The sequence below is a fragment of the Actinoplanes auranticolor genome (genome assembly GCF_018332655.1).
GTDB classification, from domain to species: domain Bacteria; phylum Actinomycetota; class Actinomycetes; order Mycobacteriales; family Micromonosporaceae; genus Actinoplanes; species Actinoplanes auranticolor.
In genome coordinates, this window is record NZ_BOQL01000026.1 from 359411 (window position 1) to 376906 (window position 17496).

At 72.6% G+C, this 17496-nt stretch carries 18 protein-coding genes; 11 read left to right on the top strand and 7 right to left on the bottom strand.

Translation table 11 applies throughout. From position 1 onward, the window contains the following. Window positions 1–8 precede the first annotated feature (8 nt). The 5 genes from Aau02nite_RS17455 to Aau02nite_RS17475 are packed head-to-tail and all read right to left on the bottom strand — an operon-like array spanning window position 9 to window position 4635. Complete coding sequence (locus tag Aau02nite_RS17455; protein ID WP_212989470.1) at window positions 9–1115, bottom strand: DUF4241 domain-containing protein; 1107 nt, start codon at window positions 1113–1115, stop codon at window positions 9–11. Then, a complete protein-coding gene (locus Aau02nite_RS17460; RefSeq protein ID WP_212989471.1) occupies window positions 1115–2086 on the bottom strand; it encodes a hypothetical protein in 972 nt (323 codons plus the stop codon). The genes Aau02nite_RS17455 and Aau02nite_RS17460 overlap by 1 nt, the downstream gene beginning before the upstream one ends. Before the next feature lie 23 nt (window positions 2087–2109). Continuing rightward, the gene (locus Aau02nite_RS17465; protein WP_212989472.1) at window positions 2110–2904 is read right to left on the bottom strand and encodes a phosphotransferase; all 795 of its coding nucleotides are present in this window, start codon (window positions 2902–2904) and stop codon (window positions 2110–2112) included. After that, complete coding sequence (locus tag Aau02nite_RS17470) at window positions 2904–3467, bottom strand: hypothetical protein (RefSeq protein WP_212989473.1); 564 nt, start codon at window positions 3465–3467, stop codon at window positions 2904–2906. The genes Aau02nite_RS17465 and Aau02nite_RS17470 overlap by 1 nt, the downstream gene beginning before the upstream one ends. Window positions 3468–3489: 22 nt before the next feature. Then, window positions 3490–4635, bottom strand: coding sequence for a S8 family peptidase (locus tag Aau02nite_RS17475; protein ID WP_246595218.1), 1146 nt, complete (start codon window positions 4633–4635; stop codon window positions 3490–3492). Between the two features lie 159 nt (window positions 4636–4794). On the opposite strand from Aau02nite_RS17475, the gene Aau02nite_RS17480 reads away from it, so the two are divergent. After that, entirely contained in the window at window positions 4795–5520 is a 726-nt protein-coding gene (locus Aau02nite_RS17480) for an MBL fold metallo-hydrolase (RefSeq protein ID WP_212989474.1), read from the top strand. On the opposite strand, the gene Aau02nite_RS17485 is transcribed toward Aau02nite_RS17480, so the two are convergent. After that, window positions 5517–5990, bottom strand: a complete 474-nt coding sequence (locus tag Aau02nite_RS17485; RefSeq protein ID WP_212989475.1) for a hypothetical protein — start codon at window positions 5988–5990, stop codon at window positions 5517–5519. The two genes, Aau02nite_RS17480 and Aau02nite_RS17485, sit on opposite strands and share 4 nt — an antisense overlap. Window positions 5991–6163: 173 nt before the next feature. Here Aau02nite_RS17485 and Aau02nite_RS17490 point away from each other — a divergent pair, with 173 nt between their 5' ends. The 5 genes from Aau02nite_RS17490 to Aau02nite_RS17510 all read left to right on the top strand — a co-directional run bounded on the left by Aau02nite_RS17490 (window position 6164) and on the right by Aau02nite_RS17510 (window position 12934). Beyond that, the gene (locus Aau02nite_RS17490; RefSeq protein ID WP_212989476.1) at window positions 6164–6847 is read left to right on the top strand and encodes an ABC transporter ATP-binding protein; all 684 of its coding nucleotides are present in this window, start codon (window positions 6164–6166) and stop codon (window positions 6845–6847) included. After that, a complete protein-coding gene (locus tag Aau02nite_RS17495; protein WP_212989477.1) occupies window positions 6844–9150 on the top strand; it encodes an FtsX-like permease family protein in 2307 nt (768 codons plus the stop codon). Before Aau02nite_RS17490 ends, Aau02nite_RS17495 begins: the two co-directional genes overlap by 4 nt. Next, entirely contained in the window at window positions 9143–10369 is a 1227-nt protein-coding gene (locus Aau02nite_RS17500; protein ID WP_212989478.1) for a sensor histidine kinase, read from the top strand. The genes Aau02nite_RS17495 and Aau02nite_RS17500 overlap by 8 nt, the downstream gene beginning before the upstream one ends. Further along, window positions 10366–11028, top strand: coding sequence for a response regulator (locus Aau02nite_RS17505; RefSeq protein WP_212989479.1), 663 nt, complete (start codon window positions 10366–10368; stop codon window positions 11026–11028). Before Aau02nite_RS17500 ends, Aau02nite_RS17505 begins: the two co-directional genes overlap by 4 nt. A 106-nt stretch (window positions 11029–11134) precedes the next feature. After that, window positions 11135–12934, top strand: coding sequence for a CocE/NonD family hydrolase (locus Aau02nite_RS17510; protein WP_212989480.1), 1800 nt, complete (start codon window positions 11135–11137; stop codon window positions 12932–12934). On the opposite strand, the gene Aau02nite_RS17515 is transcribed toward Aau02nite_RS17510, so the two are convergent. Then, window positions 12882–13325 (bottom strand): hypothetical protein, encoded by a 444-nt coding sequence (locus Aau02nite_RS17515; RefSeq protein WP_212989481.1) that lies wholly within the window; start codon window positions 13323–13325, stop codon window positions 12882–12884. The two genes, Aau02nite_RS17510 and Aau02nite_RS17515, sit on opposite strands and share 53 nt — an antisense overlap. 269 nt (window positions 13326–13594) lie before the next feature. On the opposite strand from Aau02nite_RS17515, the gene Aau02nite_RS17520 reads away from it, so the two are divergent. Genes Aau02nite_RS17520 through Aau02nite_RS17540 form a run of 5 tightly spaced genes read left to right on the top strand, consistent with a single transcriptional unit; the run spans window position 13595 to window position 17496 of the window. Further along, window positions 13595–14470, top strand: a complete 876-nt coding sequence (locus tag Aau02nite_RS17520; RefSeq protein WP_212989482.1) for an ABC transporter permease — start codon at window positions 13595–13597, stop codon at window positions 14468–14470. Between the two features lie 9 nt (window positions 14471–14479). Then, on the top strand, window positions 14480–15508 hold the full coding sequence (locus Aau02nite_RS17525; RefSeq protein WP_212989483.1) for a taurine ABC transporter substrate-binding protein: 1029 nt from the start codon (window positions 14480–14482) through the stop codon (window positions 15506–15508). Beyond that, complete coding sequence (locus Aau02nite_RS17530) at window positions 15495–16274, top strand: ABC transporter ATP-binding protein (RefSeq protein ID WP_212989484.1); 780 nt, start codon at window positions 15495–15497, stop codon at window positions 16272–16274. The genes Aau02nite_RS17525 and Aau02nite_RS17530 overlap by 14 nt, the downstream gene beginning before the upstream one ends. Continuing rightward, window positions 16271–17134, top strand: a complete 864-nt coding sequence (locus Aau02nite_RS17535; protein ID WP_212989485.1) for a TauD/TfdA dioxygenase family protein — start codon at window positions 16271–16273, stop codon at window positions 17132–17134. Before Aau02nite_RS17530 ends, Aau02nite_RS17535 begins: the two co-directional genes overlap by 4 nt. A gap of 20 nt (window positions 17135–17154) precedes the next feature. Then, complete coding sequence (locus tag Aau02nite_RS17540; RefSeq protein WP_212989486.1) at window positions 17155–17496, top strand: VOC family protein; 342 nt, start codon at window positions 17155–17157, stop codon at window positions 17494–17496.

A 17496-nucleotide genomic window follows, 5' to 3' on the forward strand; every position in this document is an offset into this window, starting at 1 on the left:
GGCGGGCGCTACGCCTTCGTGCCGAACAGCAGCATGTCGGCGACGAAGCAGGTCACCGCCCCGGACGCGTCCCGCCCGATCCAGGTCGGATACACCCCGTCGCCCCACCCGCTGGACCAGGCCACCATGTCGCCGCCGGGCAGCGTGGTGAAGCGGTCGAAGTCGAACCGCTCCCACTCCTCGGCCAGCCGCTCGCGGTTGTCCTCGTCGACGAAGCAGCCCATACCCCCGTCGACCCCGAACCCGAAGAACTCGCCGTCGCCCAGGTCGAGCTGGTCCTGGCCGGTCCGCAGGGCGAGTTCCCAGGTGACGGTGGGCGAGTCGACGACCTGGAGGCGGGCGGCGGCCACCCGGCGATGGCCCGGGTCGTCGGTGAAGGTGGCCAGGCTGATCGTCACCGGACAGGTCCCCGGCGCCACGGTGACGGTGAACGGGTCCTCGCCGTGGTCGAGCGACGAGGGGTCGGCGGCCACCAGCCGGCCGGACGGCAGATGCAACGGCCCGGCGGCCTGGGTGGAGATCCGCATCGTCCGGTCCCGCACCGGCCGCTCGGTGCCGTCGGTGAACAATTCCTCGATCCGGCGAGGCCCCATCGGCCGGGGCGGCTGCCACGGCCGGGTGCCCTCCCGGACCGGCAGCAAGTGCCCGGACGCATCAGCGATATCGGGCCGGCCGTCGCCGGCGAACTCCAGCAGCGCCTGCCACTGCCCGAAAACCGGAACAGGGGTACGCGGCGGCGGCGAATCGGGCGTGTAGTGCTGCTCCCGCGAGTTCTCCCGCTCGACGAGGTCGGTGCGGCGGCCGTTGAGCTCGAACGTGACGGTCGTCCGGGTCGTAGGCCGCCACGAACGGGCCTCCCGCAGAAACAGATCGCCTTCGGCGGCCACCCGCCACTGGTGGCGGGAAGCCCGGCCACCGAAACCGTCGAACCGGGTCAACCCCAGATACTCCGCGCCGAGCGCGACATCGAGCACGGCGTGCGGCCGTCCACCGACAACCAGCACCACGGAGTACGGCTCCCCGGCCGCATGCCGGCCCTCAGCGACATCCCGGTCCAGCGGATTGATCACCGCCTCGTCCCAGCCGTCGCAGTAGACCGCGGTCAACGTCGCCATCAGTCCTCACCCGTGATCTCGATGCGGAGGGCGACCGGGAGTCCGGCCGCGTCGACGTCGAGGTGGACGGGGAAGAAGCCGTCTCCCACGGACGTCATCGCCAACAGAATGTCCGCGCCGTCGACCTGGATCACGCCCGCCTCGTGGTCGGAAGCCCGTACCGCGGCCATCACCTGCCAGTGGTGCGAGTGCGGCCGGAAGTCGAAGGCGAACGTCGGCCCGCCGGGCTCGTTACGCCGGCGCTCGACGGCGAGTCCTCGCTCGTACGCCTCCCCGGCCGGCAGGTCCACCCATCCGTACCCGGCATCGGGGGAGCCGCCGAGCCGGGGCGCGCCGAACTCGGCCGCGACCTGCTCCTGGTCGCGGCCCCAGAGGACCAGATCGGCCAGCCCGTCCAGCGACAGGGTGTGCTCCCACGAGTTCAGCGCGTCCGCGTCGGCGAAGACGAACCGCGCGTGGTCGATCCCGAGCTCCCAGAACACCCAGGAGTCGGCGACCGGCGCGGCACTGAACGCGATCCGCATGGACCGCCAGCCGTGCTCGCCGGGGACAGCGGTGACCGGCAGAGCCCGGTCGGCCGGTGCCTCGATCGCCAGCACCGGAACGCCCATGACGATGAATCCCGGCTCCCGGTGCGCGACCGCGTGCCGTACCCGTTCCCGGTGGGGGACCGGCTGGTCGAACGCCCGCAGGCTCGCGTCGTGCCCGCGCTCCCGGCAGTGGCCGTCGAACGTCGCGGTGAACTCGGCCACGGCGTGGGCGGGGATGTCGTACAGGCGGGTGCCGGTCTGCCGGTCGAAGGACTCGGCCGCGGCCTCGGCATCGGATCCCACGACCGCGAAGTCGGTCGCCGGGCGCTCCTCGTCGTCCGGTACGCGGGCGCCCGACCACAGCTCGAGGTAACCACCATCCATGATTACCAACTGGCCCGACGGGCACGTCACCTGGCCGAGCTCCACCTCGATCGTCACGATCACGAAGTCTAGGCGCGGGGTCAGTCACAGACGGCACGGCGGATCATCGTGCGGTGCCGGGCGATCCACGACGCGCTGCGCGCCCGCCAGGCAATGCCCCAGAGCACCGGATAGCCGTTCTGAGCGACGGCCGCGGTGCTGTCGATCGTGACGCCTCCGGCGACAGCCTCGTGACGGGCGCCGTGGGCGGCAACGTCGGAAAGGCGATCAACGAGTTCGTCACGCGCGGCTCGTGGCAGGCCGTACCCGTCGACGATGGCCCTGGCCTGACGGGCGCGAGCGGTGGCCTCGGGCAGCCCGTGCATTTCCGCTATGTCGTCGTCGACGAGGTGGGCGTTCAGCCAGACGGCTTCGGCGAGCTCCCACAGCCGATCCACCGGCCCGGCGAACTCCCAGTCGATGAATGCCTCCGCCTGCCCGTACCGGCCGACGATGTTCCACGGACCGGTATCACAGTGGCCGATCACGATGTCCGTACCGCGCAAATCCCGCAACCAGTTCGGCTGCCAGACCGCGCCGGCAGGCGGTGTGAATGTGGCCGTGGCGTCGTGCAAACCGCGCAACAGCGTCCCGACCGCGCCCACAGCGTCGTCCGGCCAGGCGTGCGGATGAGGCGACTCCCCAGGCACGAAGCTGTACCCGGCGCCGACAACGCGTGGCGCGCCCACGAACCCGACCCTCTCGAGATGCCCGAGCAGAGCGAACACCGCAGGCGTCCAAGGCCCCGCCGCCTTACGGACCACGCCGTCGAGGAGAACCGCATCCGCGACGTGAGTGCCCGATCCCCATGTACCGAGTCGCTCCGGAGTGGTCATCACTGCATGGCCGTCGAGAAGGGATGGTCGAACGAGGCGGGGCAGTGGAACACGTACCAGTCGAAGCCGCGCCCGATGAAAACCCCGGTCAGGGGATCGGCCGTGTCGGCCGGCTCCTCGACCGGCCACCAGAGCCCGGCCGCGTCCCACTCGCCGTGACCGATGGTGAACAACAGTGACATCTCCGTGCCGCACGTTGAGCAGTTCACCGTCCAGGGACCGCTCATCCGCCACGAGGGGAAGCCGCCCACCTTCCACCCCGGCACCACGGACCACGCCGAGTAGCCGAGCCCGTCGCCATTCTTCTCCCACTCGGCGATCCGGTCCTGCAAATCCTGGGGCAGCAACTCCACGTACCGGTAGTCGACGAGCTGTTCCGGATGCACGACACCCCGGTTCGGCAGATACGGCTCCTCCACCACCGCCGGTTCGGGCGCGCTCACCAGCGGCCGGCCCACATCAGCAGCACGCCGCCACCGCAACACCGGAATCATGGGAACCGGCCCATGAACCAACTCCTCCGGCTCGGAAAAACGAACGTCCGGCAACTCAGCCTGCTCCACACCATGCTGCTCAACGACTGATTCAGAGGCCGCCCGTGTAGAGCAGCCGGTTCGGTGAGCCGGTGCCGGGGCTCGTCACGACGCCCGTGGTGGCATTGCTGACGATGGCACTGTGCACCTGCGCCGGGGTGTCGCCGGGGTGGGTGGCCAGATACAGCGCGGCGGCGCCGGCCACGTGCGGTGCGGCCATCGACGTGCCGCTGATCGTGTTCGTGGCGGTGTCGTTGGTGGACCAGCTCGACGTGATGCTGATGCCGGGGGCGAAGACGTCGACGCAGGTGCCGCGGTTGGCCCACGACTGCTTGGCGTCGCTGCTGTTGGTCGCGGAGACCGTCAGCGCGGTCGGGACCCGGGCCGGGGACTGGGTGCAGGCGTCCAGGGCGAACAGGCCGAACAGGCCGTTGCCGGCCGCGATCGCGTAGCTGACCCCGGAAGCGATCGACGCGCGTACCGCGTTGTCCAGGGCGGTGTCGGCGCTGCCGCCGAGGCTCATGTTGGCGACGGCGGGCTTGACCGCGTTGGCGGTGACCCAGTCGATGCCGGCGGCGACCTGCGCGGTGGTCCCGCTGCCCTCGCAGTTGAGCACGCGCACGGCGACGAGCTGGACGCCTTTGGCGACGCCGTGGGCGCTGCCGCCGACGGTGCCCGCGACGTGCGTACCGTGGCCGTTGCAGTCGTCGGCGGTGCCGCCGTCGACCGCGTCGTGTCCGCTGACGGCGCGCCCGCCGAAGTCCGCGTGGGTGGTGCGGATGCCGGTGTCGATGATGTACGCGTGCACGTTCGCCGCGGTCGTGGAGTAGGTGTACGCCTGGTCCAGTGGGCGGTTGCGCTGGTCAATGCGGTCCAGGCCGTAGGACGGCGGGTTGGTCTGCGTCTCGGAGGCCCGGTGGATCACGTTGGGCTGCACGAACGCGACGTCCGGGTCGGCGGCCACCTGCCGCGCCTGGCGCGCCGACATCGTCGCCGCGAAACCGTTGAAGACCTTGGTGTACGTGTGCACCACGGTCGCGTCGTGCTCGGCGGCCACCGTGCGGGCGACCCTGCCGGACTTGAGGACGACGACGTAACTGTCCGGCACCACCTCGGCCCCGGACACCGACAGTACGTCCGCCTCGGCCGGTGCCGCCTGCGCACCGTTGGTGAAACCGAGGACCGACAATACGATCACGCCTGCTGCTGCGGCGCCTCGACGGATGGCTGTTCTCACCGGAGCCTCCCCACATTGGGTGGTCACGCAACCACGTGACGTGACGCTAGCAGCCGGATCGACGCCTGTGAATAATGGATCTCCCGGCGCTTGCCGCGCGGGGCAGGGAAGGAAGCGGCTGTGGGCGCACTTCGGCATCTCGCCGGGCGGGTCTGGATCCATCCTCACGATCCGGACCCGGCCCGGGTGCAGGGCTGTGTCGCGGTGATCGCCGACGACGCCGGCAGCGTGCTGGTCGACGCGGGCAACAGCCCGGCCGTGGCGCAACGTGTGCGCGAGGCCGTCGTGACCGCCGGTCTGCCTCTGCCGCGCCGGCTGATCTACACCCATCACCACTGGGACCACGTCTGGGGCGCCTGCGCCTGGCCCGACGTGGAGATCATCGGCCACCGCGCCGGTGCACGCATCCTGCGCGCCGAGGCCGGCCGGCCGTGGAGCGAGGCGTACGTGCGGGAGCTGGCCGCCGGGAACGAGCGGATGATCCCGAGCTGCACGGCCCGGATCGCGGCGATGTCCGGGCTCTGGGACGGCTTCACCGTCGTCGCGCCACACGTCGAGTTCGACGACGTGCTCACGCTTCCCGGTGGCGTCGAGGTCCGGCACGTCGGCGGTGGCCACGCCGAGGATTCCACGGTGGTGGTCGTGCCGGATTCGGGAGTGGTGTTGCTGGGCGACTGCTTCTACCCGCCGCCGCTGCACCTGCGGCAGCCGGACGACGGGCTCGACCTCGCCCTGATCCACCGCCTGCTCGCCGACTTCCCTCCCTCCCGGTTCTCCTGGTACGCCGACAGCCACGACGAGCCGAAGCCCAGCGCACTCCTGGAGAGCATTCTCCGGGCGCCCTAATCGCCCCGGCCGGAAGCGATGATCAGGTACGTGTGGTCCGGCTGGGTCTGCGGCAGGCGCATCATGGTGAGCCGGACCTCGCGCGGCCACCACCGGGTCGGTTCCCGCCAGGCGCACTCCACGATCGGGGCCGCGGGGTCGTCGGCGCAGTCACCGAGCTGCTCCCAGTGATCGAGCTGCGTGGCGACGATCTTCCGCGCCTGCAGCCACGGGGATCTCGCCGGCAAGGAATAGGTGTGCACCGTCGCGTCTCCGCGATCGCTGCGCAGGCCGAGCGCCATGATGTGGGCCCGGTCGATGACGACCCGCTCAGCGGCGGGAGGTTGGGGGACCGCTCCGGCGGGCGGGGTGATCGTGCGCGGGACGCCGGCGGCTCTCCACCGTACGAGAGTCATCGCCCCCAGGGCGAGGATGACGACCGCCAGGACCCCAGCGAGGGCGGCGCCCAGGCGCCGTCGACCGATCCGCACAGCCGCAGCGTAGGCGACCCGCACCACGCCGCCGGGTACGCCTCCGGTCGGAGGCGGACGCCGACGTACGACTCAAGTCGTACGCGAAGGTCCATCATCAAGGTGGACGCGCGTCCACCGCTCGGCTCCTAGCGTCGTGGAGGTCCCCGGCCCCCGATCCACCTGGAGCTCCCGTGCCATCGTCACCCCTGCTCGTCGCCGACGACGTGAGCAAGTCGTTCGGTCTCACCCGGGCCCTGCACGGCGCGTCGCTGCAGGTCCACCCCGGTGAGGTGCTGGCGTTGACGGGCCCGTCGGGCTCTGGAAAGTCCACCCTGCTGCACTGCCTGTCCGGGATCCTGGCCCCGGACTCCGGCCGGGTGAGCTTCGAGGGCCGCGACCTGACCTCGCTGAACGACCGGGAGCGCAGCGCGCTGCGGCGGGACGCGTTCGGCTTCGTCTTCCAGTTCGGCCAGCTGGTGCCCGAGCTCACCTGCCTGGAGAACGTCGCGTTGCCGCTGCGGCTCGCCGGCGTACGGCGCACCCGGGCCGAACGGCGGGCGGCCGAGCTGCTCGTGCAGCTGGAAGTGGTCGAGGTGGCCGGCAAGCGCCCCGGGCAGGCGTCCGGCGGGCAGGCCCAGCGGGTCGCGGTGGCCCGCGCGCTGATCACCTCACCCCGGGTGATCTTCGCCGATGAGCCGACCGGTGCGCTCGACTCCCGCAACGGTGAGCACGTGATGCGGTTGCTGGTCGCCGCCGCGAAGGAGCAGGGAAGCGCGGTCGTGCTGGTCACCCACGAGCCGCCGATCGCGTCGTACGCCGATCGCGAGGTCACCTTCCGCGACGGTGCCGCCGTCTCCGCCGCGGTCGCCCGATGAGCGCCGCGCAGCGCGGCCGCCGGGGCCGGTTCGCCTGGCTGGGCGACCTCGTCCTGGGGGTACGGCTGAGCGTGTCGGGCGGGCGTTCCGGCTGGCTGCGGCTCGCCCTGATCGCGGCCGGAGTGGGCCTCGGCGTGGGGATGCTGCTGATGCTGGCCGGTGCGCCGACCGCGGTGGGGGCCCGCGAGGAGCGACGGGCCGACCGGGCGATGGGTGCGACCGTCGAGCAGGCCGGGCCGGGCACGCTGCTGGCGCTGACCACGGAGACCCGGTTCCGCGACGAGCCCGTGCGGGGCAGGATCCTGCGCGCCGAGGGGGACCGCGCGCCGGCGCCGCCCGGGGTGGCGCGGATGCCGGCGCCCGGAGAGCTGTACGTCTCACCGGCGCTGGCCGACCTCATCGCCGGCCCCGGTGGTGAGCTGCTGCCGGCGCGGTGGTCCGCCACGGTGGCCGGCACGATCGCACCGCAGGGCCTCTCCGGGCCTGACGAGGTCTACTTCTACGTCGGGTCCGGCACGCTGACCACCGAGGACGGGGCGGCACGCATCGCCTCGTTCGGTGCGGACAGCTCACCGACGACCGACCCGCTGATCGTGGTGCTGGCCGTCATCGGGTCGGCCGTCATGCTGCTGCCGGTGCTGGTGTTCGTCACGACGGCCGTACGGTTCGGCAGCGAGAGCCGGGAACGGCAGCTCGCCGCGATCCGGCTGGTCGGCGCGGACAGCCGGATGACCCGCCGGATCGCGGCCGGGGACGCCCTCATCGGCGCGGTGCTCGGACTCGCCGTCGGCGGCCTGGTCTTCCTCGGTCTGCGCCGGGTCGTCGGTGCCCTGCTGCCGGCCGACTTCAGCCCGTACCCGGCGGATCTGCGCCCGGTGGCGGCGCTGCTCGCCATGATCCTGCTGATCGTGCCGGCCGGCGCGGTGGTGATGGCGCTGTCCGCGCTGCGCCGCGTCGTCATCGAGCCGCTCGGCGTGGTCCGCCGCAGCGGCGCGCGCCGCCGGCGGCTCTGGTGGCGGCTGGTCCCCCCGGGCGTCGGCGTGGCCCTGCTCTACCCCCTGCTCGGCGGGTTGCCCGACGACGTCGGGGCGGGCACCCGGACCCAGCTCGCGGCGGGGGCGATCCTGCTGCTGGCCGGCGTCGTCGTGCTGCTGCCCTGGCTCGTGCAGGCGGCCGTACGGCACCTCGGCGGCGGCAGCGTCGCATGGCAGCTCGGCCTCCGCCGCCTGCAGCTCGACAGCGACACCGCCGTCCGTTTCGTCTCCGGTATCGCGGTGTCGGTGGCCGGCATCATCGCCGTCCAGGGCGTGCTCAGCACCTCGGTCGCCAACGCCGCCGGGGCCCAGCCGCCCGCCGACCGGTTCCAGGCCGTCGTCTACACCAACGGCGCCGACGGCACCGGCTGGGGCGCCGCCCTGGCCGGCACCCCGGGCGTCCAGGCGGTGCGCACCTCCGGCTACGGCTACCTGCGTGCGGACCGGGAGCAGATGGGCGTGACCGTCCGGGTGGGCGACTGCGAGGTGCTCCGGCAGTACGCGCCGCTGCCGTCCTGCGCGGAGGGGGACAGCTTCCGGGCCGTCCACCCGGGCTGGGAGAGCCCCGAGCTGGCTCCCGGAGTCACGGCCGCCTTCCACGGCAGCGACGACACCGCGCCGCTCTCGCAGTGGAAGGTGCCCACCGGCCTCCCGGCCGTGACGCTGTACGCCGGCGAAGCCGCCCCGGCGTCGTACCTGGCCACCCCGGCGGCGCTCGAGGTCCGTCCCGACCTGCGGGGCCTGCTGACCGACGGCTACCTGGTACGGCTGGATCCCGCCCGCCCGGAGGCCGTCGAGCGGGTCCGGAACACCATGACGGGCCTGGCCCCGGCCGCACCCCTGCAGCTGTTCGGCGACGAGCGGATCGGCAACCAGTTCGGCGGGGCCCGGCAGGTGGCCCAGGGCTGCGCCGTGCTGCTCCTGCTGTTCATCGGCGCGAGCATGCTCGTCGGCGTCACCGAGCAGCTGCGCGAGCGCCGGCGGCTGCTGGCTGTGCTCGCCGCCTTCGGCACCCGGCGGCGGACGCTGTCGGCGTCGGTGCTCTACCAGGTGGCTGTCCCGGCCTCGATCGGACTGCTCCTGGCTGTCCTGATCGGCAGCAGCCTGTCGGCCGTCCTGCTCGCGGCCGTCCGGGCCCCGGTCGAGCTGGACTGGCCGGCGATCGCCGCGCTGACCGTCACGGTGGCCGGGATGGTCCTGGCCGTCACGGCCGCCGGCCTGCCCCTGCTGTTCCGGCTGCTGACGGTTCAGGAGCTGCGCAGTGAGTGAAGCCCCTACGCTGACCGGCATGTCGTTGCGCGCTCTGGCCCGCGACCGGGGCCTGTGGGGCGACCTGGCGGTGTCCTGCTCGGTGGCCGCCCTGTCCACGTGGTGGTGGCACCAGTTCCGGCTGGGCGGCCTGCTGTTCGGCGTGCTGGCGGGACTGGCCCTGCTGTGGCGGCGCCATCGGCCGGTCACCGTCCTCGCCGCCGTGGCGGTGCTGACCGCGGTGACCGCGACGATCGAGGTCAACGAGACGAAACTGCACGACGGCATGCTGCTGATCACGGTCGCCGTGGCGATGTACGCGGTCATCGTGTACGCCCCGACGCTGCGCCGGGCGGTGGCGGGCGGGATCGGCGGGTGGTTGTTCGCCTCCGTGCTGCTGCCGCTGCAGAACAACTCCCCGGCCGAGTGGTCGACGGTCTCGTTCCACGAGTTCGCGCGCGGCCAGGGGATCCTGCTGGGTTACGGGTCCGTGATCTGGGTGGCGGCCCTCAGCGTGCGGTACGTCGGCCAGCTGAAGATGAACACCTCCGAGCGCCGGCAGAGCGCCGAGCGGGAGCGCCGGCACGTGGCGCAGATCGCCGTGGCCGAGGAACGGGCCCGGATCGCCCGGGAGCTGCACGACATCGTCGCGCACTCGCTGTCGGTGATCATCCTGCAGGCCAACGGGGCCGCGTACGCGTTCGACCACGACCAGCAGCGGGCGCGCGAGGCGTTGCGGACGATCGGCACGACCGGCAGCGACGCCCTGGAGGAGATCAGGCAGCTGGTCGAGCTGCTCCGGAGCGCCGGTGACGGCCCGCCCGACCGGGCCCCGGTCGCGCTGGACCAGGTCGGCGCCGTGGTGCAGCGGGCCCGTGACGCGGGCCTGACGGCCGGCCTGACCGTGCACGGCACCCCGCCCGAGGTGCCCGGGGGAGTGGCCCTGGCCGTCTGCCGGATCGTGCAGGAGTCGCTGACGAACACGTTGAAGCACGCCGGCCCGGAGCCCGTCGCCACCGTGACCGTCAGCTACCGGCCGGCGATGATCGACATCGAGGTGACGGACACGGGCACTGCCGCGGAGCAGGCGGGCTCCGGCGGGCACGGGCTCATCGGCATGCGCGAGCGGGTGGCCCTGTACGGCGGCACCTTCGAGGCCGGGCCGCAGCCGGGCGGCGGCTGGCGGGTGCACGCCGGGATTCCCCTCACCGGCTCCGCCGCCCGGGTGGTGGCGGCGTGATCCGGGTCGTGCTCGTCGACGACCAGCACCTGGTCCGGGCCGGGTTCCGGATGGTGCTGGACTACCAGGACGACATGACCGTGGTCGGGGAGGCCGGCGACGGTGCCGAGGCGCTGCGCCTGCTGGAGACGACCCCGGCCGACGTCGTCGTGATGGACCTGCGGATGCCCGTGCTCGACGGGGTGACCGCGACCCGGCGGATCTGCGCCGCCGGACCGCTGCCCCGGGTGCTGGTGCTGACCACCTTCGACACCGACGAGGAGGCGTTCGCCGCGCTGCAGGCCGGGGCGAGTGGCTTTCTGCTCAAGAGCGTGCCGCCGGACGACCTGCTGAGCGCGATCAGGGTGGTGGCCGGGGGTGAAGCCGTCGTGGCGCCCCGGGTGACCCGACGGCTGCTGGACCGCTTCGCCGGCCGGCTGGTCACCAGGGACCCGGCGGCGGCCGGCCTGCCGGAGATGACCGAACGGGAACGGGAGGTGCTGCTGCTGGTCGCCCAGGGACTGTCCAACGCCGAGATCGGCGGCCGGTTGCAGGTCGCCGAGGCCACCGTGAAGACCCACATCGGCCGGATCCTGGCCAAGCTCGGCCTGCGCGACCGGGTGCAGGCGGTGGTCTTCGCCTACGAGTCGGGGTTGGTCCGGCCCGGCAGCGACAACTGACCTCCGGCGGTCCTCCGGGGGACGGATCGACGGCATTCCGGGGGCCGCCGAAGCGCGCTACCGTGAAGCCTCGCAGTGACACTGGTCTATCCCTCGGGGGGATCGGATGAACATACGCAGGCGGGCATCAGTCGCCGCGGCCGGCGCGCTGATCACGATGGCGACTCTTGCGGTGACCGGCCCGGCGACCGCCGCTCCGCCGGTGCCGGGGGGCCTCACCCACGAGGAGAATCCCCGGGTCCCGGAGGGTGCGGTGTGGACGGAGGCCTACTTCCCGTCCGCCGACCGCAGCGGCGTCGAGCTCCACGCAGACGTCCTGCGGCCGGCCCATCTGCCGCCCCACGCCAGGACGCCCGTGATCCTCGCCGTCGGCCCCTACTTCGGTCACTCGGGCCAGACCGGGCCGGAGGGGTGGACCCGCACCGGCCCGTCCAGCCGGTTCCTGGACTTCACCAGCGGCACGGACCTGTTCGCCCGCGGCTACACCTACGTCATGGTCGACCTGCGCGGCTTCGGCGGGAGCACCGGCTGCCTCGACTGGGCGGGCCCCGGCGAGCAGGCGGACGTGAAGGCCGCGATCCAGTGGGCGGCGAGCCGGCGGTGGTCGACCGGCAAGGTCGGCATGTACGGCAAGTCGTACGACGCCGTGACCGGCCTGGTCGGCAACAATCTGCGTCTCGGCGCGCTCAAGGCCGTCGTGGCCCAGGAGCCGGTGTGGAACATGTACAACTACCTGTTCAGCAACCGCGTACCCCGGCCCAACGTGACCGCCACCCCGAACGCCTACAACGGCATAGCCGCGACCGGGGCCCTGCCCGACGACACCGGGCGCTACCGGGCCAACGCCGCCTACGAGCAGAGCCACCCCGAGTGCTTCGCCGACAACCTCGCGAAGAACAACAACCCTGACCTCTCCTCGCCGTACTGGCGGGCCCGCAACCTCGCGGCGAACGCCAAGGGCACCAGCACCCCGCTGTTCGTCACCCAGGGCTTCATCGAGAACAACACCAAGCCGGAGGACATGCAGGAGTACCTGGCCAACCACCGCGGCGTGGAGCGGGGCTGGCTCGGGCAGTGGGAGCACGTCCGCGGCAACGACACCAACGAGCAGGGGCAGCTGCTGCAGGGGCGCGCCGGCTTCTTCGCCGAGGTCATGCGCTTCTACGACCGCTACCTGAAGGGCATCAGGCCCGCGGTCCAGGACCCCGCCTACGCCATCGAGGACAACACCGGTGCGTGGCGCGCCCAGCGGACCTGGCCGGCGCCGTCGTCGTCCACCGCGGTGCGGCTGCCGGACGGGCAGTACGTGGACGACGGCGTCGCCTCGACGCTGGCCGCACCGGCCGTCCCCGCCGGCCGCCAGTGGGACATGGAGCACGCCACGGATCCGGCCCCGCCCGCCACCAGAAGCCTCGCGCCGATGCCGGCCGCCGCCGATGCCCACAGCTACTTCAGCTGGTCGACGCCGGTCCGGTCCCGGGTGCGGATCACCGCCACGCCGCGGATCACGTTGCGGGCCGGTGCACCGGGCAACGTCATGGTGCGGCTCTGGGACGTCGCGCCGGACGGGACCGCGGTGATGTTCGACGAGAACGTCGCGCTGATCGCCCGGGCCGGCCGGGTGGCGTTCGACCTGAAGTCCACCGACTGGACCTTCGCGGTGGGGCACCAGCTCGGGGTGCAGATCGGGACGATCGGCAGTGGCAGCTGGCTCGACACCCCGTCGGGCAACACCATCGGGGTCACCCGGGCGCGGCTGGAGCTGGCCCTGCAGAACCCCCGGTTCGACGTGCCGACCCAGGGCGACCGGTCGCCGTTCCTCGACACCTACCTGAGGCAGTACACCCGGACGCTCACCGGCGTCGGGGAGGGCACCTTCCCGCTCGCCGTCCGCAACGCGCGCTGAGCACTCGGTCGACTCGAGTGAGCCGCCCGGCCGGTGGGACTGCTCCAACCGGCCGGGCCGGTGCCCGACGTGACCGGCGGCGTCTGCGCGCCGGTCCGCCGGCCACCGCGGCCCGGCGCGGCCGCCGCACGTCGAGGGCCGCACGCACGGTCGCGACCGAGCTGGGCAGGATCGTCAGCGCCGCGTGCAGCGGTGACCAGCCGAGACCGTCCTGCAGGAACAGCGTCAGGGCCGGGGACGCCGACATCGTCGCGCCGAACTGGAACATGGCGGTCAGGGTGCCGCGGGAGCCCAGCAACGCGGGGAGCGGGGTCGGGGTGCGGCCGCCGCGGGCGTACCGCCGCTCCCAGGCGATCAGCGCGACCAGCGCCGCCGCCGCGCCACCGGCCACCAGAACCGCGGCGGGCCCTGCCCGTCCGGCAGAACGAAGGGCAGCAGCACGGCGAGCGTCGCCGTGGCCAGCAGGGCCAGCCCGGCCAGGCCGAGGGCCGCCCCGATGACCGTGCCGGCGCCGATTCGGCACGGCCCGACCGTGGGGGAGCGTTCCGCCGGGTGGTCAGGACGCAGCTCGCTTCCAGCAGGCGGGACGGGGTCTTGCCCAATAGCCTAGTAAGGCTATAGGAATAGCAGGCCGCATCCGCCGTCCCGCAGGAGTCACCCGTGAGCACCTCCGTGTCCGTTCCGCCGGCTCCCGCCGGTGCCGATCCGGGCCTGGGTGCGCCCAGCGCCGGCCGTCCCGCCCCGGCCGCGCGCGGCGGGCGCCGGCGTCGCCTGCTGTTGCGGCTGGTCTCCCTCCTCGTGCTGTACGTGCTCTGGGAGGTCGCGGCCCGGCTGGTGCGCAACCCGACCTTCATCCCGGCCCCGGCCGCCGTCTGGCATCAGCTGATCGTCACCTCGTCCACCCACGACGGCATCCGCGGCTACAGCGGTCACCTGCTCGTCGAGCACCTCGGGGTCAGCCTGCGGCGCATCCTCATCGGCTCGGCCATCGGTATCGGCGGCGGCCTGGTGCTCGGCGTCCTGATGGGCACGGTCGGCTGGTTGCGGGTCGTCGTGGAGCCCGTCGTCACGTTCGTGCGGGCGCTGCCGCCGCTGGCCTACTTCAGCCTGTTCATCATCTGGTTCGGCATCGACGAGACGCCCAAGCTGTGGCTGCTGTCCATCGCCGCGCTGCCGCCGGTCGCGGTGGCCACCGCCGCGGCCGTCTACTCGGCGCCGACCGGGCTGGTCGAGGCGGCCCGGGCGCTGGGGGCCGGACGCTGGCAGACCACCCGGGACGTGGTGCTGCCGAACGCGTTGCCCGAGATCTTCACCGGCGCGCGGCTCGCCGTCGGGGTCGCGTACTCCTCGGTCGTCGCGGCCGAGACCATCAACGGCGTCCCCGGCATCGGCGGGCTGATCCGCGACGCCCAGCGCTATTCCCAGACCGACGTGGTCGTGCTCGGTCTGTTCGCCATCGGCCTCTCCGGCCTGCTCATCGACGCCCTGCTGCGGACAGCCGAGGACCGGCTGATCCCGTGGCGCGGCCGTAGTTAAGGAACCCCCGTGAAGAAACTCCTCTCCGTTCTCGCCGCCGCTCTGCTGCTCGCGACGGCCGCCTGCGGCGACGGCGCCGCCAGCGGTGGTGCCGGGTCGGCGGACAAGACCATCCGGCTCGCGTACCAGGCGTTCCCGAGCGGGGACCTGATCGTGAAGAACCAGGGGCTGCTGGAGAAGGCGCTGCCGGACTACAAGATCACCTGGACCAAGTTCGACTCCGGCGCCGGCATCAACACCGCGTTCCTGGGCCGCAGCATCGACATCGCCGCGATCGGCTCGAGCCCGGTGGCCCGCGGGCTGTCCGCACCGCTGAACATCCCGTACCAGGTCGCGTTCGTGCTCGACGTGGCCGGTGACAACGAGGCGCTGGTGGCCCGCAACGGCAGCGGGGTCACCGACGTGGCCGGCCTGCGCGGCAGGAAGGTGGCCACGCCGTTCGCCTCCACCGCGCACTACAGCCTGCTCGCCGCGCTGAACAAGGCCGGCGTCAAGGAGTCCGAGGTGACCATCGTGGACCTCGAGCCGCAGGACATCCTGGCCGCCTGGACCCGGGGGGACCTGGACGCCGCGTACTCGTGGCTGCCGTCGCTGGACGAGCTGAAGAAGAACGGCAAGGTCCTGATCAGCAGCAAGGAGCTGGCCACCGCCGGCAAGCCCACCCTGGACCTGGGCGTGGTCAGCACCGCGTTCATCCAGGCGCACCCGGAGGCGGTCGACGCCTGGCGCAAGGTCGAGGCGCAGGCCCTCGAGGTCATCGCCGACGACCCGGCTGCGGCGGCCGAGGCGGTCGGCCAGGAGCTGAACCTCAGCCCCGCCGACGCCCAGAAGCGGCTCAGCCAGGGCGTCTTCCTCAAGCCCGCGGACCTCGCCTCGCCGGAGTGGCTGGGCACCGAGGCGCAGGTCGGCAAGCTCGCCGAGAACCTGGTCAGCGCCTCGGAGTTCCTCAAGAGCCAGCAGAAGATCGACGCCGTTCCCGATCTGGCCACCGTGCAGAAGTCCGTCTACGTCAAGGGACTGCCCGATGTCCTCAGCTGAGGCCGCCGTCGAGCTCGACGGCGTCCAGCACTCCTACGGTGACGTCACGGCGGTCGGACCGGTCAGCCTGACCGTGCCGGCCGGGGAGTTCCTGGTGCTGGTCGGCGCGTCCGGCTGCGGCAAGAGCACACTGCTGCGGCTGATCGCCGGTTTCGAGCAGCCGACCCTCGGCACGGTCCGCACCGGCGGGACGGCACCCGTGCCGGGCCGCGGTGCGGGCCTGGTCTTCCAGCAGCCGCGGCTGTTCCCGTGGAAGACCGTCGGCGGCAACGTCGAGCTGGCCCTGCGCTACGCCGGCATCGCCGACCGCGGCGCCCGGGTGACCGAGCTGCTGGCCGGCGTCGGGCTGCACGACGTGGCGCACCGGCGGACCTGGCAGATCTCCGGCGGCCAGCAGCAGCGGGTCGCCATCGCCCGGGCGCTGGCCGTGCCGAACCCGTTGCTGCTGCTCGACGAGCCGTTCGCCGCGCTGGACGCGCTGACCCGCGAGCGGCTGCAGGAGGACCTGCGCCGGGTCAGCGCCGACACCGGCCGGACGTGCGTCTTCGTCACCCACAGCGTCGACGAGGCGGTGTTCCTGGGCAGCCGGGTCGTGGTGCTCAGCGCCCGGCCCGGCCGGATCGCCCTGGACCTGCCCATCGACCTGCCCCGCACCGGCATCGCGCCGGACGAGCTGCGCGGGCTGCCCGCGTACGCCGCCCTGCGCTCGGAGATCGGTCACGCCGTCCGCGCGGCGGCGACCGTACGAGAAGGAGTTTCCCCATGACCGCTGTCGCAGTTCAGCTCGACCTCGAGGCGCTCGGCCCGCACTTCGGGTCGGTGGTGCGCGGGGTGGACCTGGGCGCCGCGAGCGACGAGCAGCTCGTCGCCGTCCGGGCCGCCCTGGTGGAGCGCAAGGTGCTGTTCTTCCGCGACCAGCGCCTGGACGACGACGGCCAGGTCCGGCTGGGCCGGCGGATCGGTGAGCTCACCGCGTCGCACCCGGTGGTCGGCGGGGTCGACGCCGCGCACCCCGAGGTGTACGCGCTGGACAGCACCGACAACGGTTTCGCCGACGTGTGGCACACCGATGTGACGTTCATGCGCCGCCCACCGCTGGGCTCGATCCTGCGGGCCGTCACGCTGCCGCCCAGTGGTGGCGACACCAACTGGGCGGACTCGCAGCTGGCCTACGACTCGCTCAGCCCGGCGGTTAAGGACCTGGTGGACGGGCTGACCGCGGCGCACGACGGCACCCGCGAGTTCGGTTACTACCTGGCCCAGCGCCGCGGTGGCCAGGGCAACGAGTGGGACGGCGAGGTCGTCACCCGGCTCGACCCGGTGGAGCATCCGGTGATCCGGGTGCACCCGGAGACCGGTCGCAAGGGCATCTTCGTCAACCCGGGCTTCACCTCGCACATCACCGGGGTGTCGGAGTTCGAGAGCCGGGCCATCCTCGACCTGCTCTACGCCCACCTGACCAAGCCGGAGCACATCGTGCGGCACCGCTGGCGGGCCGGCGACGTGGCGATGTGGGACAACCGCAGCACGGCCCACTACGCCAACCGCGACTACGGCACCGACCGGCGGGTCATGCACCGGATCACCCTGCGCGGCGACGTGCCGGTGGGTCCCGGCCGGAGCTGAGCAGGTGGCACGATGGCCGGATGACTCTGGACCTGTTCGCGGGCGTCCCGGTCCGTGACTTCACCGCCGCGGCGGCCTGGTACGAGCAGCTCCTCGGGGAGCCGCCGTCGTTCCTGCCGAACGACACCGAGGCGGTCTGGGAGCTTGCCGAGCACCGTTTCCTGTACATCGAGGTGCTCCCGGCCCGGGCGGGGCACGCCCTGCAGACGGTCTTCGTCAGCGATTTCGACGTCCGTCTGGCCGCGATCGCCGAGCGCGGCCTGACCCCGGCCCACAGCGAGACCTACGGCAACGGCGTGCGCAAGGCGATCTTCCGGGATCCGGACGGCAACGAGATCGGCTTCGGCGGCGCCCCGCTCTGA